This is a genomic window from Enterococcus sp. 3G6_DIV0642, assembly GCF_002140635.1.
GTDB classification, from domain to species: Bacteria; Bacillota; Bacilli; order Lactobacillales; family Enterococcaceae; genus Enterococcus_D; species Enterococcus_D casseliflavus.
This window is the reverse complement of the sequence record NZ_NGLH01000001.1, coordinates 313,976-326,869: the sequence shown is the minus strand read 5'-3', so window position 1 is coordinate 326,869 and position 12,894 is coordinate 313,976. Positions and strand designations below refer to the sequence as shown.

The following is a 12,894-nucleotide window of genomic DNA, read 5'->3' as shown; positions in this document are numbered from 1 at the left end:
TAAGTTAGAGCAAACGCTGACTTATGGGTGTCGCTCAATGATCGGTGAGTTTGGTTTTTTTTTGTGCTGGCGTTCCGCAGTTGTTCGCTCTAGTGGCCTTAGCCTCCACTACCGACTAGGTTCCCTTCGATGCGAGGCCAAATGCCTAGCCCGTTAGCCCTTAGAGCGTTTAGCGAAACATAAGATAACTGTTAGGTTCTTCCGCATTTTTCTTGATGGAGTGCAACGATCGCTCCCATAAGTTAACCATTTTGGTTTGTTTCAAGACGCGAAAGATCGAAAGCCCTTGGTCGATTTTCAACAGTCCTTTTTCTTGATCGCCATAAATATACCAGTACCACCCTTGATAGCAAAGAAGATGCGTGCTGTTTAGCATATCTCCGCGATCTGCCAATAATTCCTCTGCAATGGTCAACACCTCTTTTGCCCACTCCAGGCGGCGAAAATTGACAAACGTCGTAAAACAACTAAAAATCAAATCCATTTGTATTTCTCGCATCAAGGACAAGCCTTGTTCTTTTTTGGTGCGGGAAATAGCGATCTGCAGTAAGTGATAGGAGGTTTCGACTGGAAACAAGAATTGAAAATACCGAAACAGCAAAATCTCATAAACGCCCCAGTTGTCTACTTTCGTAAGGTAGGAAATGACGGGGCGAGTTTTGGTGCGCAGCTTTTCCATATAGTCACCAGAAGAGTGATTGGGTTTAGGACCTGAGAGATTGATTTCATGTATCTCCTTTGTGATCTCAAGGTACAGAAAAACAAAAGAATGCTGTTTGGAAGCGGCGATCAGTTCGCTGCGCATTTCCTCCAGTCCTTCTTTGCTTCGCTGGGCGTGGGCGTTACTCAAGTAAGCTTCTTTGTTGATCCCTAAAATTCGATCCAGTAAATCCATAAATTCGCTCGTCATATAGCTGGGGAAGCTCATCAGGTTGTCGTGACTTTTTATGCCTTTTTGCTGCGCACGCAAATAATAAAACTCCTCCACTGTGACATGGATATTTTCTAATAAGCGTTCCAATCGATGAATACTGATACTTGAAGCACCTTGCTCAAATTTACTGATAAACGAGCGACTGTTTTGTTCATCCGCCACTTGAGCGATCGTATAGCCGCGCTCTTTGCGCAATTGTCGGTACAGTTTTCCTTCTTCCATAACCATCCTCCTCACAACGATCGGTCTACAAACACCAAACCAATCCCACTTCACGAATGAAGCTCCGCAATTAAATTTTCCTGTTCTAGATTCAAATTTAGATTCAAACCTATAAAATGTTGAGGAACAAAATCTGCGGCACCTTATTTACATGCCACTCTTTAAGCTGTTAACCACTCGTGACAGTAACCTCTGGTACGCTCCTGGTACATTTAAATTCCACTATAGTGGATTATTTTCTCTTCTTAGTATAAAGCATCCTATACTGATTTTACAACGTAGAACGTGAAAGGATGATTTCGATGAAAGAATATCAACAAAACAACGGCTATCGTGCCTTAGTCAACGCCGCCCTACTCAGCGGCATCGGCATGAGTTTATTTAATATCGTCTTTGTAGTTTATGCCAGTACATTACCCTTTAATGCCCTTGCTGTTTCCTTAGCCTCCATGGCACTGTTAGTCCCTGATCTCTTAAGGATCCTGACCGGCTATATAGCCGATCGTACCAAAAACAAAGTGCAATGGATGATCAGCAGTCGACTATTACAAGGAGTCCTTTTTGTGGCACTCGCTTTTTTGATCCAACTGCCGCCTAGTTTATGGTCTTTCTTCCTTTTGCTAGGCATCAACATTGTATCTGATTGTTTGGGCGCTTATTGTTCTGGGTTACAGCTGCCCTATGTTCGCCGTCTTGTGCCTGCTGATACCTTAGACAGTGCCATGGGCTTTCAAATGGCGTGTCAAACCACCGTTCAAATCGTCTTTCAAGGCATCGGTGCTTTGGGGATCATTTTACTGAATAATAATTTTGCGGCTTTTGGTTTGATCAATGCCGTGACGTTTTTCTTAGCCGCGATCGTGATCTTCCTGAACCGCTCGCTCTTCTATGCGGTGCCAGGGAAAATCAATCAAGCAGCAACACCACTCTTTCAGAATTTCTCGGATACTTTTAAATTATTGACTGGTACGGCTTTTCTTAAAAAGATGATCCTCTTTGCCTTACTGATCAATACCTTAGCTGCTAGTACGAGCGGTCTACTAAATCTCCAGCTGTTGGATGACCTTGCGCTTTGGTTTGCCACTTATGGCAACACCGTTGCGATGGCAGGCATCGCTACTTCGATCGGTATGGTCGCTGGCGCCTTGTTTGCTGCCGACTGGTTCAAGAATACCGGTTTGGTTCGCTTGATTGCGTATACCTCTTTCGTTTTATGTCTGTTGACCTTGAATTTTCTCTTCCTGCATAACCGTTGGCTCATGATTGCGCTGCTCTTTGCTGAAGGCTATCTGATTGGAAAAATCAATCCTCGCTTTTCGGCACATCTGATTCGTGAGATTGATGAAGAACATCTCGCCATCAGCAGCGGGATCTTTTCCACCATTGTAATGCTAGGGGGACCTGTCGGACAAATGGTCTTTTTAGGCATCGGCAATCGCTATCACGTTGCTTGGAGCTGGCTGCTTTACTTGCTTTTCGCATTTTTGGTAGCCATCGCCGCCTTAGTCGCTGCCGGTACCTTGGAAAAAACACCCACCACTACTGCGCCTAAAACCGCTGCGGAAAGGACTGAAGATTGGCAAGAAACTGCCCCTGTTTTGCCTGAGAAAAAATAAAAACACAAGCTTTCGCTTTCTCTTTTTGGACAAGAGCAGCGAAGCTTGTGTTTTTTCTTATTCATAGGCAACGTGAACCAAATACAATCCTTCTGGATGAGCTGTGGGTCCTGCCGCATTTCGGTCTTTTTGCGCAATGATCGCAGGAATACTGTCAGGTGCGAGTCGTCCATTGCCGATTTTCAACAATGTGCCCACCATGATTCGGATCATCTTGTACAAAAATCCATCGCCGCGAAAGGTGAAAATCAACTCATCTCCAGCGTCATTGACTGCCATGGACGCTTCATGGATCGTCCGTGTTTTGTCATCAACGGAACTGCCCGTCGCGCAAAAACTGGTAAAGTCATGGGTGCCTAAAAAATCTGGCAACGCTCGTTGGATTTTTTCCAAATCTAGCGGATACGGATAATAGCTGGCATAATGACGGCGGAAAGGACTGCGAGGTTTCCCAATGTCCACTCGAAACTGGTAGGTTTTTTCAACGACTAAGTAGCGGGCATGGAAGGTATCGTCAACGATCTCCACCGATTTTACCGCAACATCTTCTGGCGTTTGGGTATCTAAACCAAAGCGCATTTTTTCCAGTGGGCGCTTTTGAGGGAAATCGAAGTGGATCACTTGCCCTTGCGCATGGACCCCCGCATCGGTGCGGCCAGAGCCATGAATCTGAATCGGCTGCCCATTGTTCATCTTCGTTAATGTCTTTTCAATCTCTTCTTGAACCGTTCGTCCATTGGGTTGACGCTGAAATCCTTGAAAATTCGTGCCATCATAAGCGATCGTCGCTTTATAGCGGACCATTGAATCACCTGTTTCTTTCTATTTTTTCACAAAAAAGCCTATGAGAAAAGTCTGATCGATCGACAGGCCTTTTCGAACCAGCCGCTGGGATCGCCAGTAGCCTCGTTGCTTCGTTAAGAACCTTTCGCGGGTTGACTTCAATCATAGGTCTTCGATTATCCTCGTAAGAACACTAACGCTACTGTAAAGAGCGCAAAAACGATGACAACCAATGTGTCCCGTTGATGCCAGTGCAAAATACGATACTTCGTACGCCCTTCGCCGCCTTGATAGCCTCTGGCTTCCATAGCGGTGGCTAGATCTTCCGCACGGTTAAAGCTGCTGACAAATAAAGGAATCAACAAAGGAACGATCGCCTTCATCTTCTGCAACAGTCCCCCTTCGCCGAAATCGACCCCGCGGGCACGCTGAGCATTCATGATTTTTTCTGTTTCATCCATCAAGGTTGGCACAAAGCGCAACGCGATCGACAGCATCAGTGAGATTTCATGGACAGGGAAACGGATCGCTTTTAAAGGACGCAAAATGTATTCGATCGCATCTGAAAGCTCTAATGGGGGTGTCGTTAACGTCAACAAGGTCGACATGAAAATGATCAAAACAAAACGACAAAAAATAAAGATCCCGTTTTGGACACCAAATTCTGTGATGTTAAAGATCCACCAAGACCAGTAGACGTCGCCGCCGGTAGTAAATAAAATCTGTAACGCCACGGTAAATAAAATCAGCCAAATCAAAGGTCGCACGCCTCGAATAAAGAAGCCAAAATCGATTTTTGAAAAGGAGATACAAAAGAGCGTAAAAGCACCCGCTAATAAATAGCTTTGCCAATTATTCGCCAAAAAGATAATCGCGATAAAATAAAAACTAGCAATCAATTTGACTCGTGGATCTAAACGGTGGATCAAGGAGTCCCCAGGAATAAAACGACCGAAAATCAGTTTATTCATCATGGGCAGTCGCCCCCTTTGCTACTAAAACATCTGCCAGTTCATCAGCCGTTAGCGGCAACTGCTCAAATGCCAATCCTCTGGCTTGGAGTTGTTCCGCAAATGCGGTTGCTGTCGGTACCCCTAGCTGCTTTTCTTGCAACCAGGCAGTATCTTGAAAAACAACGGACGGCGTGCCTGCTTTGACGAGACGGCCTTTTTCTAACACATAGACATAATCAGCATAGTTTGCCACATCATCCATCAAGTGGGTCACTAAAATGATCGTCATGTTCTTTTCCCGATGCAGGCGATCAAACATTTCCATCATCTCTTTGCGTCCTTGTGGATCTAAGCCAGCTGTCGGCTCGTCTAAGACCAAAACTTCTGGTTCCATAGCCAAGACCCCAGCAATCGCTACACGGCGCATTTGGCCCCCTGAAAGGTCAAATGGTGAACGTTCCAGAAAACTTTCATCTAAACCTACCAATTGAATGTATTCTTGGGCTAAACCTTTGGCTGCTTCTTCGGAGACCCCAAAGTTTTTCGGTCCAAAAGCGATATCTCTCGCAACGGTTTCCTCAAATAATTGGGATTCAGGAAATTGAAAAACGATCCCGACTTTTTTACGTAACGGTTTTAGATTTTTGTTGTCTGTCTCGGGTTTGATGACTCGCTCACCGATCGTGACCGTGCCAGTCGTTGGTTTTAATAATGCATTCAAGTGCTGCAACAACGTAGATTTTCCGCTCCCTGTATGACCGACTAAGGCGGTATAAGAGCCTTCTTTGATCTCTAAATCGATATCGAACAAAACCCGCTGTTCAAACGGAGAATGCGGTTGGTAGGTGAATCCTACTTGTTCAAAACGGATGTCCATAGCCAATCCACCATCCCTTCTTCAGTTAAGTACGCTTGCGGTACCGTGACGCCCCGCTGTTTTAGTGCCGCCTTTAATTTTTCAGGAAACGGCAGATCTAAGCCGAGCTCAATCAGTTCTGGACCTGCAGAAAAAATCTCTGCGGGTGTCCCTTCGCGGACGAGCTCTCCTTGACGCATCACCAGCACCCGATTGGCGTTGGCGGCTTCATCGATATCATGGGTGATCGATAGCACGGTCAAATTGTTTTTCTCTTTGATTTTTTTGATCGTTGCGATCACTTCTTCACGACCTTCTGGATCTAGCATACTAGTGGCTTCATCAAGAATGATGATATCTGGGCGCAATGCAACGACGCCCGCAATGGCTACCCGCTGTTTTTGACCACCAGAAAGACGCGCGGGTTCCCGGGTCGCAAACTCGCTCATCCGTACTTGTTCCAGAGCGTCTTTGACACGAACCAGCATTTCTTCACGTGGGATTCCTTGATTTTCCAAACCGAAAGCCACATCATCTTCCACCGTCGAACCAACGAATTGATTGTCAGGGTTTTGAAAGACCATACCGACCATTTTTCGAATATTCCAGATATTTTCTTCATTCAAAGGCAATTCGCCGACAGAAACACTGCCTTCTTGCGGCAAGATCAAGCCATTGATGGTTTTTGCTAAAGTTGATTTACCAGAGCCGTTATGGCCGATCAACGCCACCCATTCCCCTTTGTTGATGGAAAAGGATACGTTATTTAACGCGGCACGCTCTTCTTCGCTATAACGCACAGTAATAGCATTCAATTCAATGATTGGCTTCATGATAGACTCCTTCATTTGCGATTAATTCTTTCTAACACTACCAAAAAAGCGCACGTTTTTCAATGATTCACGCACGATTTGTCTCCAGATCTTTTTTTCACTTGCCATTACCTGTCTTGACAGGTAATCGAAAGTAAAAAAAAAGCACTTTATGATGAGTGCGTACACCTCGAAATACATCGAGGTGTAGGCGCTGAGCTAGACTCGGAAAGTTTCTTCCAACATCATAACACTCTTAGTAAACATCTATAAAGTGATGATAAGTGTGATTTTAAACAAGTTCTAGGATAACCATTGGTGCAGCATCTCCGCGTCTTGGTTCTGTTTTCAAGATACGAGTATATCCACCTTGGCGATCTGTGTAACGAGGAGCGATATCATTGAATAATTTTTGTAATGCTGATTCAATAACTACTTCTTCGTTTTCTTCACGTACACTTGCAACTTCATTACGAACGAATGCTGCTGCTTGACGACGTGCATGCAAATCACCACGTTTACCTAAAGTGATCATTTTTTCTGCAGTTGAACGAACTTCTTTCGCACGAGCTTCAGTCGTAACGATACGTTCGTTAATGAATAAATCAGTTGTCAAATCACGCAACATCGCTTTACGTTGGCTAGATGTGCGTCCTAGTTTACGATAACTCACGTGGTTTCCCTCCTTCACTTTCGAATGTTGTATCGGTCAGACGAACCGAACTAACGTAATCGAAAACGGTTTAATCGTCTTTACGTAGTCCTAAACCTAAATCATGTAATTTCACTTTGACCTCTTCAAGAGATTTACGGCCTAAGTTTCTTACTTTGATCATTTCTGGTTCAGATTTGTTTGTCAATTCTTGTACAGTATTAATTCCTGCACGTTTTAGACAGTTGTATGAACGAACAGATAAGTCTAATTCTTCGATCGTCATTTCCAACATTTTTTCTTTTTGTGTTTCTTCTTTTTCAACCATGATTTCAGCGTTTTTCGCTTCATCTGTTAGGTTAACAAAGATGTCTAAATGTTCAGTCATGATCTTCGCAGACAAACTCATTGCTTCCAATGGTTCGATTGAGCCATCAGTCCATATTTCCATCGTTAATTTGTCGAAATCATCCCGACGACCGACACGTGTGTTTTCTACTTGGTAGTTGACACGACGTACTGGTGTATAGATTGAATCGACTGGAAGAACGCCGATCGGCATGTCTTCTTTTTTGTTTTCGTCCGCTTGAACGTAGCCGCGGCCAGGTTTCACTGTTAAGCGAGCATGGAACGTAGCACCTTCAGAAACGGTACAGATATACATATCTTTGTTAAGGATTTCTACATCACTATCAACGATGATATCGCCAGCAGTTACTGTAGCAGGTCCTGAAATATCAATTTCAAGGGTCTTTTCTTCATCCCCGTACATTTTCAATGCAAGACCTTTAATATTCAAGATGATTTGAGCAACGTCTTCCCGAACACCCTTAACAGTTGAGAATTCGTGTAAAACTCCATCGATTTGAATATTGGTGATTGCCGCACCAGGTAAAGAAGATAATAAAATACGACGTAGGGAATTTCCTAGTGTAGTTCCGTAGCCTCTTTCAAGAGGTTCCACGATGAACTTGCCATAATCTTTGTCTTCATCAATCTTTGCGATTCTTGGTTTTTCGAATTCAATCATTCTTATCTATTACCCCTTTCAAAACGAAAAGTGTCTTGTTCAATGACGTATTTGTTACACTCAAAATGAGCAGCACTCATTAAACACGACGGCGTTTTGGAGGGCGGCATCCATTATGAGGGACTGGAGTCACGTCACGGATCGCACTCACTTCCAAACCTGCTGCTTGTAATGAACGAATTGCTGCTTCACGTCCAGAACCAGGTCCTTTAACTGTTACTTCAACAGTTCTTAATCCGTGTTCCATTGCTGCTTTGGTAGCTGTTTCTGCTGCCATTTGAGCGGCAAAAGGAGTAGATTTTTTGCTTCCTTTGAAACCTAATGAACCAGCTGATGACCATGCTAATGCATTACCATGAGTATCAGTGATCATTACGATTGTATTATTGAATGTTGAGTGAATATGTGCAATACCCGCTTCAATATTCTTTTTCACACGGCGTTTACGACTCACTTTTTTTGCTGCCATGAAGTTTTAACCTCCTTCACTTAGGAATTATTTTTTCTTGCCTGCGACTGTTTTAGACGGGCCTTTACGAGTACGTGCATTGTTTTTCGTGTTTTGTCCACGAACTGGCAATCCACGGCGATGACGGATTCCACGGTAAGAACCGATTTCCATCAATCGTTTGATGTTTAAGTTCACTTCACGACGAAGGTCACCTTCAACTTTTAATTTATCAACTTCCGCACGGATAGCATCTGTTTGTTCATTCGTTAAATCACGAACGCGAACTTCTTCAGACACGCCAGCGTCAGCTAAAATTTGTTTTGCAGTCGTGTTACCAATACCATAGATATAAGTAAGTGAAACGACCACACGTTTATCACGAGGAATATCTACTCCTGCAATACGAGCCATATTTGTTACACCTCCGATTATCCTTGACGTTGTTTATGTTTTGGATTTGCTGGGCAAATCACCATAACGCGTCCTTTACGACGAATTACTTTACAATGTTCGCACATTGGTTTTACTGATGGTCTTACTTTCATGATAATACCTCCTGTGGTTTTACGGAGTACAATTATTTAAAGCGATAAGTAATGCGGCCACGGTTCAGATCATACGGGGATAATTCCACCGTCACTTTGTCTCCAGGTAAAATACGAATGTAGTGCATCCGGATCTTACCAGAAACGGTCGCTAGAACTTGGTGTCCGTTTTCCAATTCTACTTTAAACATTGCATTCGGCAAAGTTTCGACGACTGTACCTTCGACTTCAATCATATCTTCTTTTGCCACGCACAGTACCTCCTTGTACTTGTGATTTTCACACGATAAAATGGCGGAAACTCGGTTCCCACCTGATATTCTCAAACTATGCTCCTACTTAATAAAAAGTAGAAGTCGGACTGACATATTCTATCATATCCTGTCAAAGATTTCAAGAGAAAGTTTTAAGCTGCAAGTTGGACTCGGGCAATCTATGATTAGTCAATGATCTTTTGAACATCTTCGAATACAGCGTCGATGTCGCGATCCCCATCAATCGATTGCAATAACCCTTTGTCTTTGTAATAAGTCAAAATTGGTTCACTGCTTTTGATATTGACAGCTAGACGATTTTTGACCGTCTCAGGCTTATCATCTTCACGTTGGTAGAAGTCATGACTTCCACAACGATCACATGTTCCTTCCTCTTTTGGAGGATTGAACAATTTATGATAAGTTGCCCCACAATTGCGGCACATGAAGCGGCCGGCTAAACGTTCTACAAGAACTTCTTCAGGAACATGAATATCAATAACGGCATCAAGTTTTTTGTTAAGGTCAGCTAGCATCTCATCTAACGCTTTTGCTTGATCCAATGTACGAGGAAAACCATCTAATAAGAAACCTTTCTCGGTATCAGGTTCAGCTAAACGTTCTTTAACGATCCCATTTGTAACCTCATCAGGAACTAATGCGCCTTGATCCATGTATGATTTTGCTTTAAGGCCTAATTCTGTTTCGTTCGCCATCGCAGCCCGAAACATATCGCCTGTTGAAATATGAGGAAGACCGTATTCAGCAACGATACGTTCTGCCTGAGTACCTTTTCCAGCACCAGGTAATCCCATTAAAATGAAGTTCATTCTAATTCCTCCTGTAAGTTTTTGAATAGTGTTGAGGAAATCCTCAACACTTCAATAACTTTAATTGATGAAACCAGTATATTTCCGTTTCAGCATAAGCCCTTCTAACTGCTTGGCAGTATCAAGTGCCACACCGATAATGATCAATAGACTCGTTCCACCTAGACCGATCGATTGCGGTAGATTCCAAGCCATCTGAGCGATGATTGGAAGTAAAGCAACCAATCCTAAAAAGATCGATCCAACCGTGCTTAATCGCATCAACAAACGTGATACATATTCTTCGGTTCCTTTACCAGGACGCACACTCGGAATGTAACTTCCTTGTTTTTGCAAGTTTTCCGCTAATTTCTCAGGGTTTACTTGAACAAATGCGTAGAAGAAAGTAAACGCAACGATCAAGACAGTATAGATGATCGCACCCGGTACAGTGTTGTAACTAAAGATCGTTTGCACCACTTCGTACCAAGTTTCTCCTCTATATGAACTACCTAATGCTTGAATGATCGCATTTGGTGTTGTAATAAAAGAACTGGCAAAGATAACTGGGATAACCCCGGCAGCATTTACTTTCAAAGGAAGGTAACTGCTGGTAGGCGCTCCTGCTACCCGTTTTGTATATTGGATCGGAATCTTGCGTTCTGCTTGTTGAACATAGGTTACTAATGTAATGACGATCAACACAGCGATCACAAGCAGCGCCATAAAGATAGCATTTAGCCAGATATCCGATTGATCCACGTTAATGAAGTAATCTTCAATCAATTCTTTGATGCTTGCTGGTAAGCGTGAAATGATCCCTGCAAAGATGATCATTGACACACCGTTTCCGATACCACGCTCGGTGATTTGCTCTCCTAACCAAGTGACTAACATCGTTCCGGCTGTTAAAATCAGACCGATCACGATATAGGTTGCCATATTAGGATTGTTTACAAACCCGAGTTGAGTGTAATAGTTAAATCCAGCCGTTAATGTCATGGATTGGACAAAGCCCAATACCAACGTCAAGTAACGTGTTGCCTGATTTAGTTTCTTACGGCCCACTTCACCTTGCTTCGACCATTCAACAAATTTAGGGACGATATCCATCTGCAACAACTGAATAACAATTGAGGCAGTGATGTAAGGCGAAACCCCCATCGAGAAAATCGAAAATTGTTGCATGGCGCCACCACTTACCAAGTTTAACATGTTTAAAAATGGTAGATCCGCGATGGTATTTAGGCGACTTGCGTCTACGCCTGGCACAGTAATATGTGTTCCCAGACGAAAGACAAACAAGATTAAGACGGTGAACAATATTCTGGATCTAATATCCTTAACCTTAAAGGCATCCTTCAATAGTCTGATCATTAGATCACCTCGATTGATCCACCAGCAGCAACGATTGCTTCTTCAGCTGCTTTTGAGAATTTAGCTGCTTTCACAGTCAATTTCTTCGTTAATTCTCCGTTAGCTAATACTTTGATTCCAGCTTTTTCGTCTTTGACGATTCCAGCTTCGTGTAAAGCAACAGGTGTTACTTCAGCACCGTCTTCAAAGCGGTTCAAGACATCAAGATTGATGACTGCATATTCTTTGCGGTTCACATTTGTAAAGCCACGTTTTGGTAAACGACGGAACAATGGTGTTTGTCCACCTTCGAATCCTAGACGTACTCCGCCGCCTGAACGAGCTTTTTGACCTTTTTGTCCACGTCCAGCTGTTTTACCGTTACCAGATGAAGTTCCTCGACCGACACGGTTACGTACTTGGCGTGAGCCTTCTGATGGTTTTAATTCATGAAGTTTCATAGGTTTGGCACCTCCTTAATCAAACTAGATCTGCTGATCCTTAGACCTCTTCAACGTCCACTAAGTGAGAAACAGTGTTAACCATGCCTTTGATTGCATCATTAGCAGGTTTTACAACTGTTGAATTCAACTTTGTAAGACCTAACGCTTTTACAGTATCACGTTGGTTTTGGGGACGTCCGATAATACTGCGTTTTAAAGTAATTTTCAATTCAGCCATTATAGTGTCCTCCTTAACCGATTAATTCTTCTACTGATTTGCCGCGAAGTGCTGCCACTTCTTCAGCGCGTTTTAATTGTTTTAAACCTTCAACTGTTGCGCGAACAACGTTGATTGGTGTGTTAGAACCTAAAGATTTAGATGTGATATCAGCTACCCCAGCTAATTCCAATACGGCACGAACTGGTCCACCAGCAGCTACCCCAGAACCTTCTACAGCAGGTTTCATAAGGATGCGTCCGCCGCCGAATACACCGATAACTTCGTGAGGGATTGTAGAACCAACCATTGGTACTTCCACCAAGTTTTTCTTCGCGTCTTCGATTGCTTTACGGATTGCTTCTGGTACTTCTTGTGCTTTACCAGTACCGAAACCTACGTGTCCGTTTTTGTCACCGACAACAACTAATGCAGCAAAACGTAGACGACGTCCACCTTTAACAACTTTAGTTACACGGTTGATCGCAACAACGCGGTCTTCTAATTCCAAATGTTTTGGATCAATATAAACCATGAATGGTGTTCCTCCTTCTCTTAAAATTCCAGTCCATTTTCGCGAGCTGCTTCAGCTAAAGCTGCTACACGGCCATGGTAAAGGTATCCACCACGGTCAAAGACTACTACTTTAATACCTTTTGCTGCTGCACGTTCTGCGACTAATTTACCGACAGCTTGTGCTTGTTCAGTTTTTGTTGCACCTGAAACTTCTTTGTCTAAGGCAGAGGCACTTGCTAGCGTCACACCCGCTACGTCATCAATTACTTGTGCGTAGATGTTTTTGTTCGAACGGAACACGTTTAAGCGTGGGCACTCAGCAGTACCAGAGATTTTGTTACGTACACGACGATGTCTTTTCTGACGTGTCTTGTTTTTATCTGGTTTTGTAATCACAATTTGTCACCTCTTTTAATTTTGCTAGCCTAAGCTGCTAGTCGTAAAG

The 12,894-nt window shown here is 43.3% G+C and carries 18 protein-coding genes; 1 reads left to right on the top strand and 17 read right to left on the bottom strand.

What is annotated here, in order from left to right; genetic code table 11:
- Positions 1–169: 169 nt before the first annotated feature.
- Positions 170–1,156, bottom strand: coding sequence for an Rgg/GadR/MutR family transcriptional regulator (locus tag A5878_RS01650; RefSeq protein WP_086294425.1), 987 nt, complete (start codon positions 1,154–1,156; stop codon positions 170–172).
- A 302-nt stretch (positions 1,157–1,458) separates the two neighbouring features.
- Between A5878_RS01650 and A5878_RS01645 the strand changes: the two genes are divergently transcribed.
- Positions 1,459–2,772, top strand: a complete 1,314-nt coding sequence (locus A5878_RS01645) for an MFS transporter (RefSeq protein WP_086294424.1) — start codon at positions 1,459–1,461, stop codon at positions 2,770–2,772.
- Positions 2,773–2,829: 57 nt separating this feature from the next.
- Here the strand turns inward: A5878_RS01645 and truA are convergent, their stop codons facing one another.
- From truA to rplR, 16 genes are all read right to left on the bottom strand, one after another.
- Positions 2,830–3,576: a tRNA pseudouridine(38-40) synthase TruA gene (gene truA / locus A5878_RS01640; RefSeq protein ID WP_010748617.1), complete on the bottom strand. Its 747-nt coding sequence runs from the start codon at positions 3,574–3,576 to the stop codon at positions 2,830–2,832.
- A 155-nt stretch (positions 3,577–3,731) separates the two neighbouring features.
- Complete coding sequence (locus A5878_RS01635) at positions 3,732–4,529, bottom strand: energy-coupling factor transporter transmembrane protein EcfT (RefSeq protein ID WP_005227113.1); 798 nt, start codon at positions 4,527–4,529, stop codon at positions 3,732–3,734.
- Positions 4,519–5,385, bottom strand: a complete 867-nt coding sequence (locus A5878_RS01630; RefSeq protein WP_005232516.1) for an energy-coupling factor ABC transporter ATP-binding protein — start codon at positions 5,383–5,385, stop codon at positions 4,519–4,521. Before A5878_RS01630 ends, A5878_RS01635 begins: the two co-directional genes overlap by 11 nt.
- Complete coding sequence (locus A5878_RS01625) at positions 5,361–6,197, bottom strand: energy-coupling factor ABC transporter ATP-binding protein (protein ID WP_005227109.1); 837 nt, start codon at positions 6,195–6,197, stop codon at positions 5,361–5,363. The genes A5878_RS01630 and A5878_RS01625 overlap by 25 nt, the downstream gene beginning before the upstream one ends.
- A 271-nt stretch (positions 6,198–6,468) precedes the next feature.
- Positions 6,469–6,849, bottom strand: a complete 381-nt coding sequence (gene rplQ / locus A5878_RS01620; RefSeq protein WP_003128038.1) for a 50S ribosomal protein L17 — start codon at positions 6,847–6,849, stop codon at positions 6,469–6,471.
- A 70-nt stretch (positions 6,850–6,919) separates the two neighbouring features.
- Positions 6,920–7,858, bottom strand: a complete 939-nt coding sequence (locus A5878_RS01615) for a DNA-directed RNA polymerase subunit alpha (protein WP_008376367.1) — start codon at positions 7,856–7,858, stop codon at positions 6,920–6,922.
- A gap of 79 nt (positions 7,859–7,937) precedes the next feature.
- Positions 7,938–8,327 (bottom strand): 30S ribosomal protein S11, encoded by a 390-nt coding sequence (rpsK, locus tag A5878_RS01610; protein ID WP_005227104.1) that lies wholly within the window; start codon positions 8,325–8,327, stop codon positions 7,938–7,940.
- Between the two features lie 27 nt (positions 8,328–8,354).
- The gene (gene rpsM, locus A5878_RS01605) at positions 8,355–8,720 is read right to left on the bottom strand and encodes a 30S ribosomal protein S13 (RefSeq protein ID WP_005227102.1); all 366 of its coding nucleotides are present in this window, start codon (positions 8,718–8,720) and stop codon (positions 8,355–8,357) included.
- Positions 8,721–8,737: 17 nt separating this feature from the next.
- Positions 8,738–8,854 carry a 50S ribosomal protein L36 gene (gene rpmJ, locus A5878_RS01600; protein WP_002288710.1) on the bottom strand — a complete coding sequence of 39 codons (117 nt, stop codon included), beginning with the start codon at positions 8,852–8,854 and terminating at the stop codon, positions 8,738–8,740.
- A gap of 32 nt (positions 8,855–8,886) precedes the next feature.
- A complete protein-coding gene (gene infA, locus A5878_RS01595; protein WP_002288695.1) occupies positions 8,887–9,105 on the bottom strand; it encodes a translation initiation factor IF-1 in 219 nt (72 codons plus the stop codon).
- Between the two features lie 188 nt (positions 9,106–9,293).
- On the bottom strand, positions 9,294–9,938 hold the full coding sequence (locus A5878_RS01590) for an adenylate kinase (protein ID WP_005227100.1): 645 nt from the start codon (positions 9,936–9,938) through the stop codon (positions 9,294–9,296).
- Positions 9,939–9,998: 60 nt separating this feature from the next.
- Entirely contained in the window at positions 9,999–11,294 is a 1,296-nt protein-coding gene (gene secY / locus A5878_RS01585) for a preprotein translocase subunit SecY (protein WP_005227099.1), read from the bottom strand.
- Complete coding sequence (gene rplO, locus A5878_RS01580) at positions 11,294–11,734, bottom strand: 50S ribosomal protein L15 (protein WP_003128016.1); 441 nt, start codon at positions 11,732–11,734, stop codon at positions 11,294–11,296. Before rplO ends, secY begins: the two co-directional genes overlap by 1 nt.
- Before the next feature lie 40 nt (positions 11,735–11,774).
- Positions 11,775–11,954, bottom strand: coding sequence for a 50S ribosomal protein L30 (gene rpmD, locus A5878_RS01575; protein ID WP_003128015.1), 180 nt, complete (start codon positions 11,952–11,954; stop codon positions 11,775–11,777).
- Positions 11,955–11,967: 13 nt separating this feature from the next.
- Complete coding sequence (rpsE, locus tag A5878_RS01570; RefSeq protein WP_003128014.1) at positions 11,968–12,468, bottom strand: 30S ribosomal protein S5; 501 nt, start codon at positions 12,466–12,468, stop codon at positions 11,968–11,970.
- 20 nt (positions 12,469–12,488) lie between these two features.
- Positions 12,489–12,845 carry a 50S ribosomal protein L18 gene (gene rplR, locus A5878_RS01565; RefSeq protein ID WP_005227097.1) on the bottom strand — a complete coding sequence of 119 codons (357 nt, stop codon included), beginning with the start codon at positions 12,843–12,845 and terminating at the stop codon, positions 12,489–12,491.
- Positions 12,846–12,894 lie beyond the last annotated feature (49 nt).

What these genes read in the sequence shown, in the direction of transcription:
- truA (WP_010748617.1), bottom strand. Translation starts at nt 3,576, where the DNA reads ATGGTCCGCTATAAAGCGACGATCGCTTATGATGGCACGAATTTTCAA.
- A5878_RS01650 (WP_086294425.1), bottom strand. Translation starts at nt 1,156, where the DNA reads ATGGAAGAAGGAAAACTGTACCGACAATTGCGCAAAGAGCGCGGCTAT.
- rpmD (WP_003128015.1), bottom strand. Translation starts at nt 11,954, where the DNA reads ATGGCTGAATTGAAAATTACTTTAAAACGCAGTATTATCGGACGTCCC.
- rpsM (WP_005227102.1), bottom strand. Translation starts at nt 8,720, where the DNA reads ATGGCTCGTATTGCAGGAGTAGATATTCCTCGTGATAAACGTGTGGTC.
- rpmJ (WP_002288710.1), bottom strand. Translation starts at nt 8,854, where the DNA reads ATGAAAGTAAGACCATCAGTAAAACCAATGTGCGAACATTGTAAAGTA.
- rpsE (WP_003128014.1), bottom strand. Translation starts at nt 12,468, where the DNA reads ATGGTTTATATTGATCCAAAACATTTGGAATTAGAAGACCGCGTTGTT.
- A5878_RS01625 (WP_005227109.1), bottom strand. Translation starts at nt 6,197, where the DNA reads ATGAAGCCAATCATTGAATTGAATGCTATTACTGTGCGTTATAGCGAA.
- A5878_RS01615 (WP_008376367.1), bottom strand. Translation starts at nt 7,858, where the DNA reads ATGATTGAATTCGAAAAACCAAGAATCGCAAAGATTGATGAAGACAAA.
- rpsK (WP_005227104.1), bottom strand. Translation starts at nt 8,327, where the DNA reads ATGGCAGCAAAAAAAGTGAGTCGTAAACGCCGTGTGAAAAAGAATATT.
- rplO (WP_003128016.1), bottom strand. Translation starts at nt 11,734, where the DNA reads ATGAAACTTCATGAATTAAAACCATCAGAAGGCTCACGCCAAGTACGT.
- secY (WP_005227099.1), bottom strand. Translation starts at nt 11,294, where the DNA reads ATGATCAGACTATTGAAGGATGCCTTTAAGGTTAAGGATATTAGATCC.
- A5878_RS01590 (WP_005227100.1), bottom strand. Translation starts at nt 9,938, where the DNA reads ATGAACTTCATTTTAATGGGATTACCTGGTGCTGGAAAAGGTACTCAG.
- A5878_RS01645 (WP_086294424.1), top strand. Translation starts at nt 1,459, where the DNA reads ATGAAAGAATATCAACAAAACAACGGCTATCGTGCCTTAGTCAACGCC.
- A5878_RS01630 (WP_005232516.1), bottom strand. Translation starts at nt 5,385, where the DNA reads ATGGACATCCGTTTTGAACAAGTAGGATTCACCTACCAACCGCATTCT.
- A5878_RS01635 (WP_005227113.1), bottom strand. Translation starts at nt 4,529, where the DNA reads ATGATGAATAAACTGATTTTCGGTCGTTTTATTCCTGGGGACTCCTTG.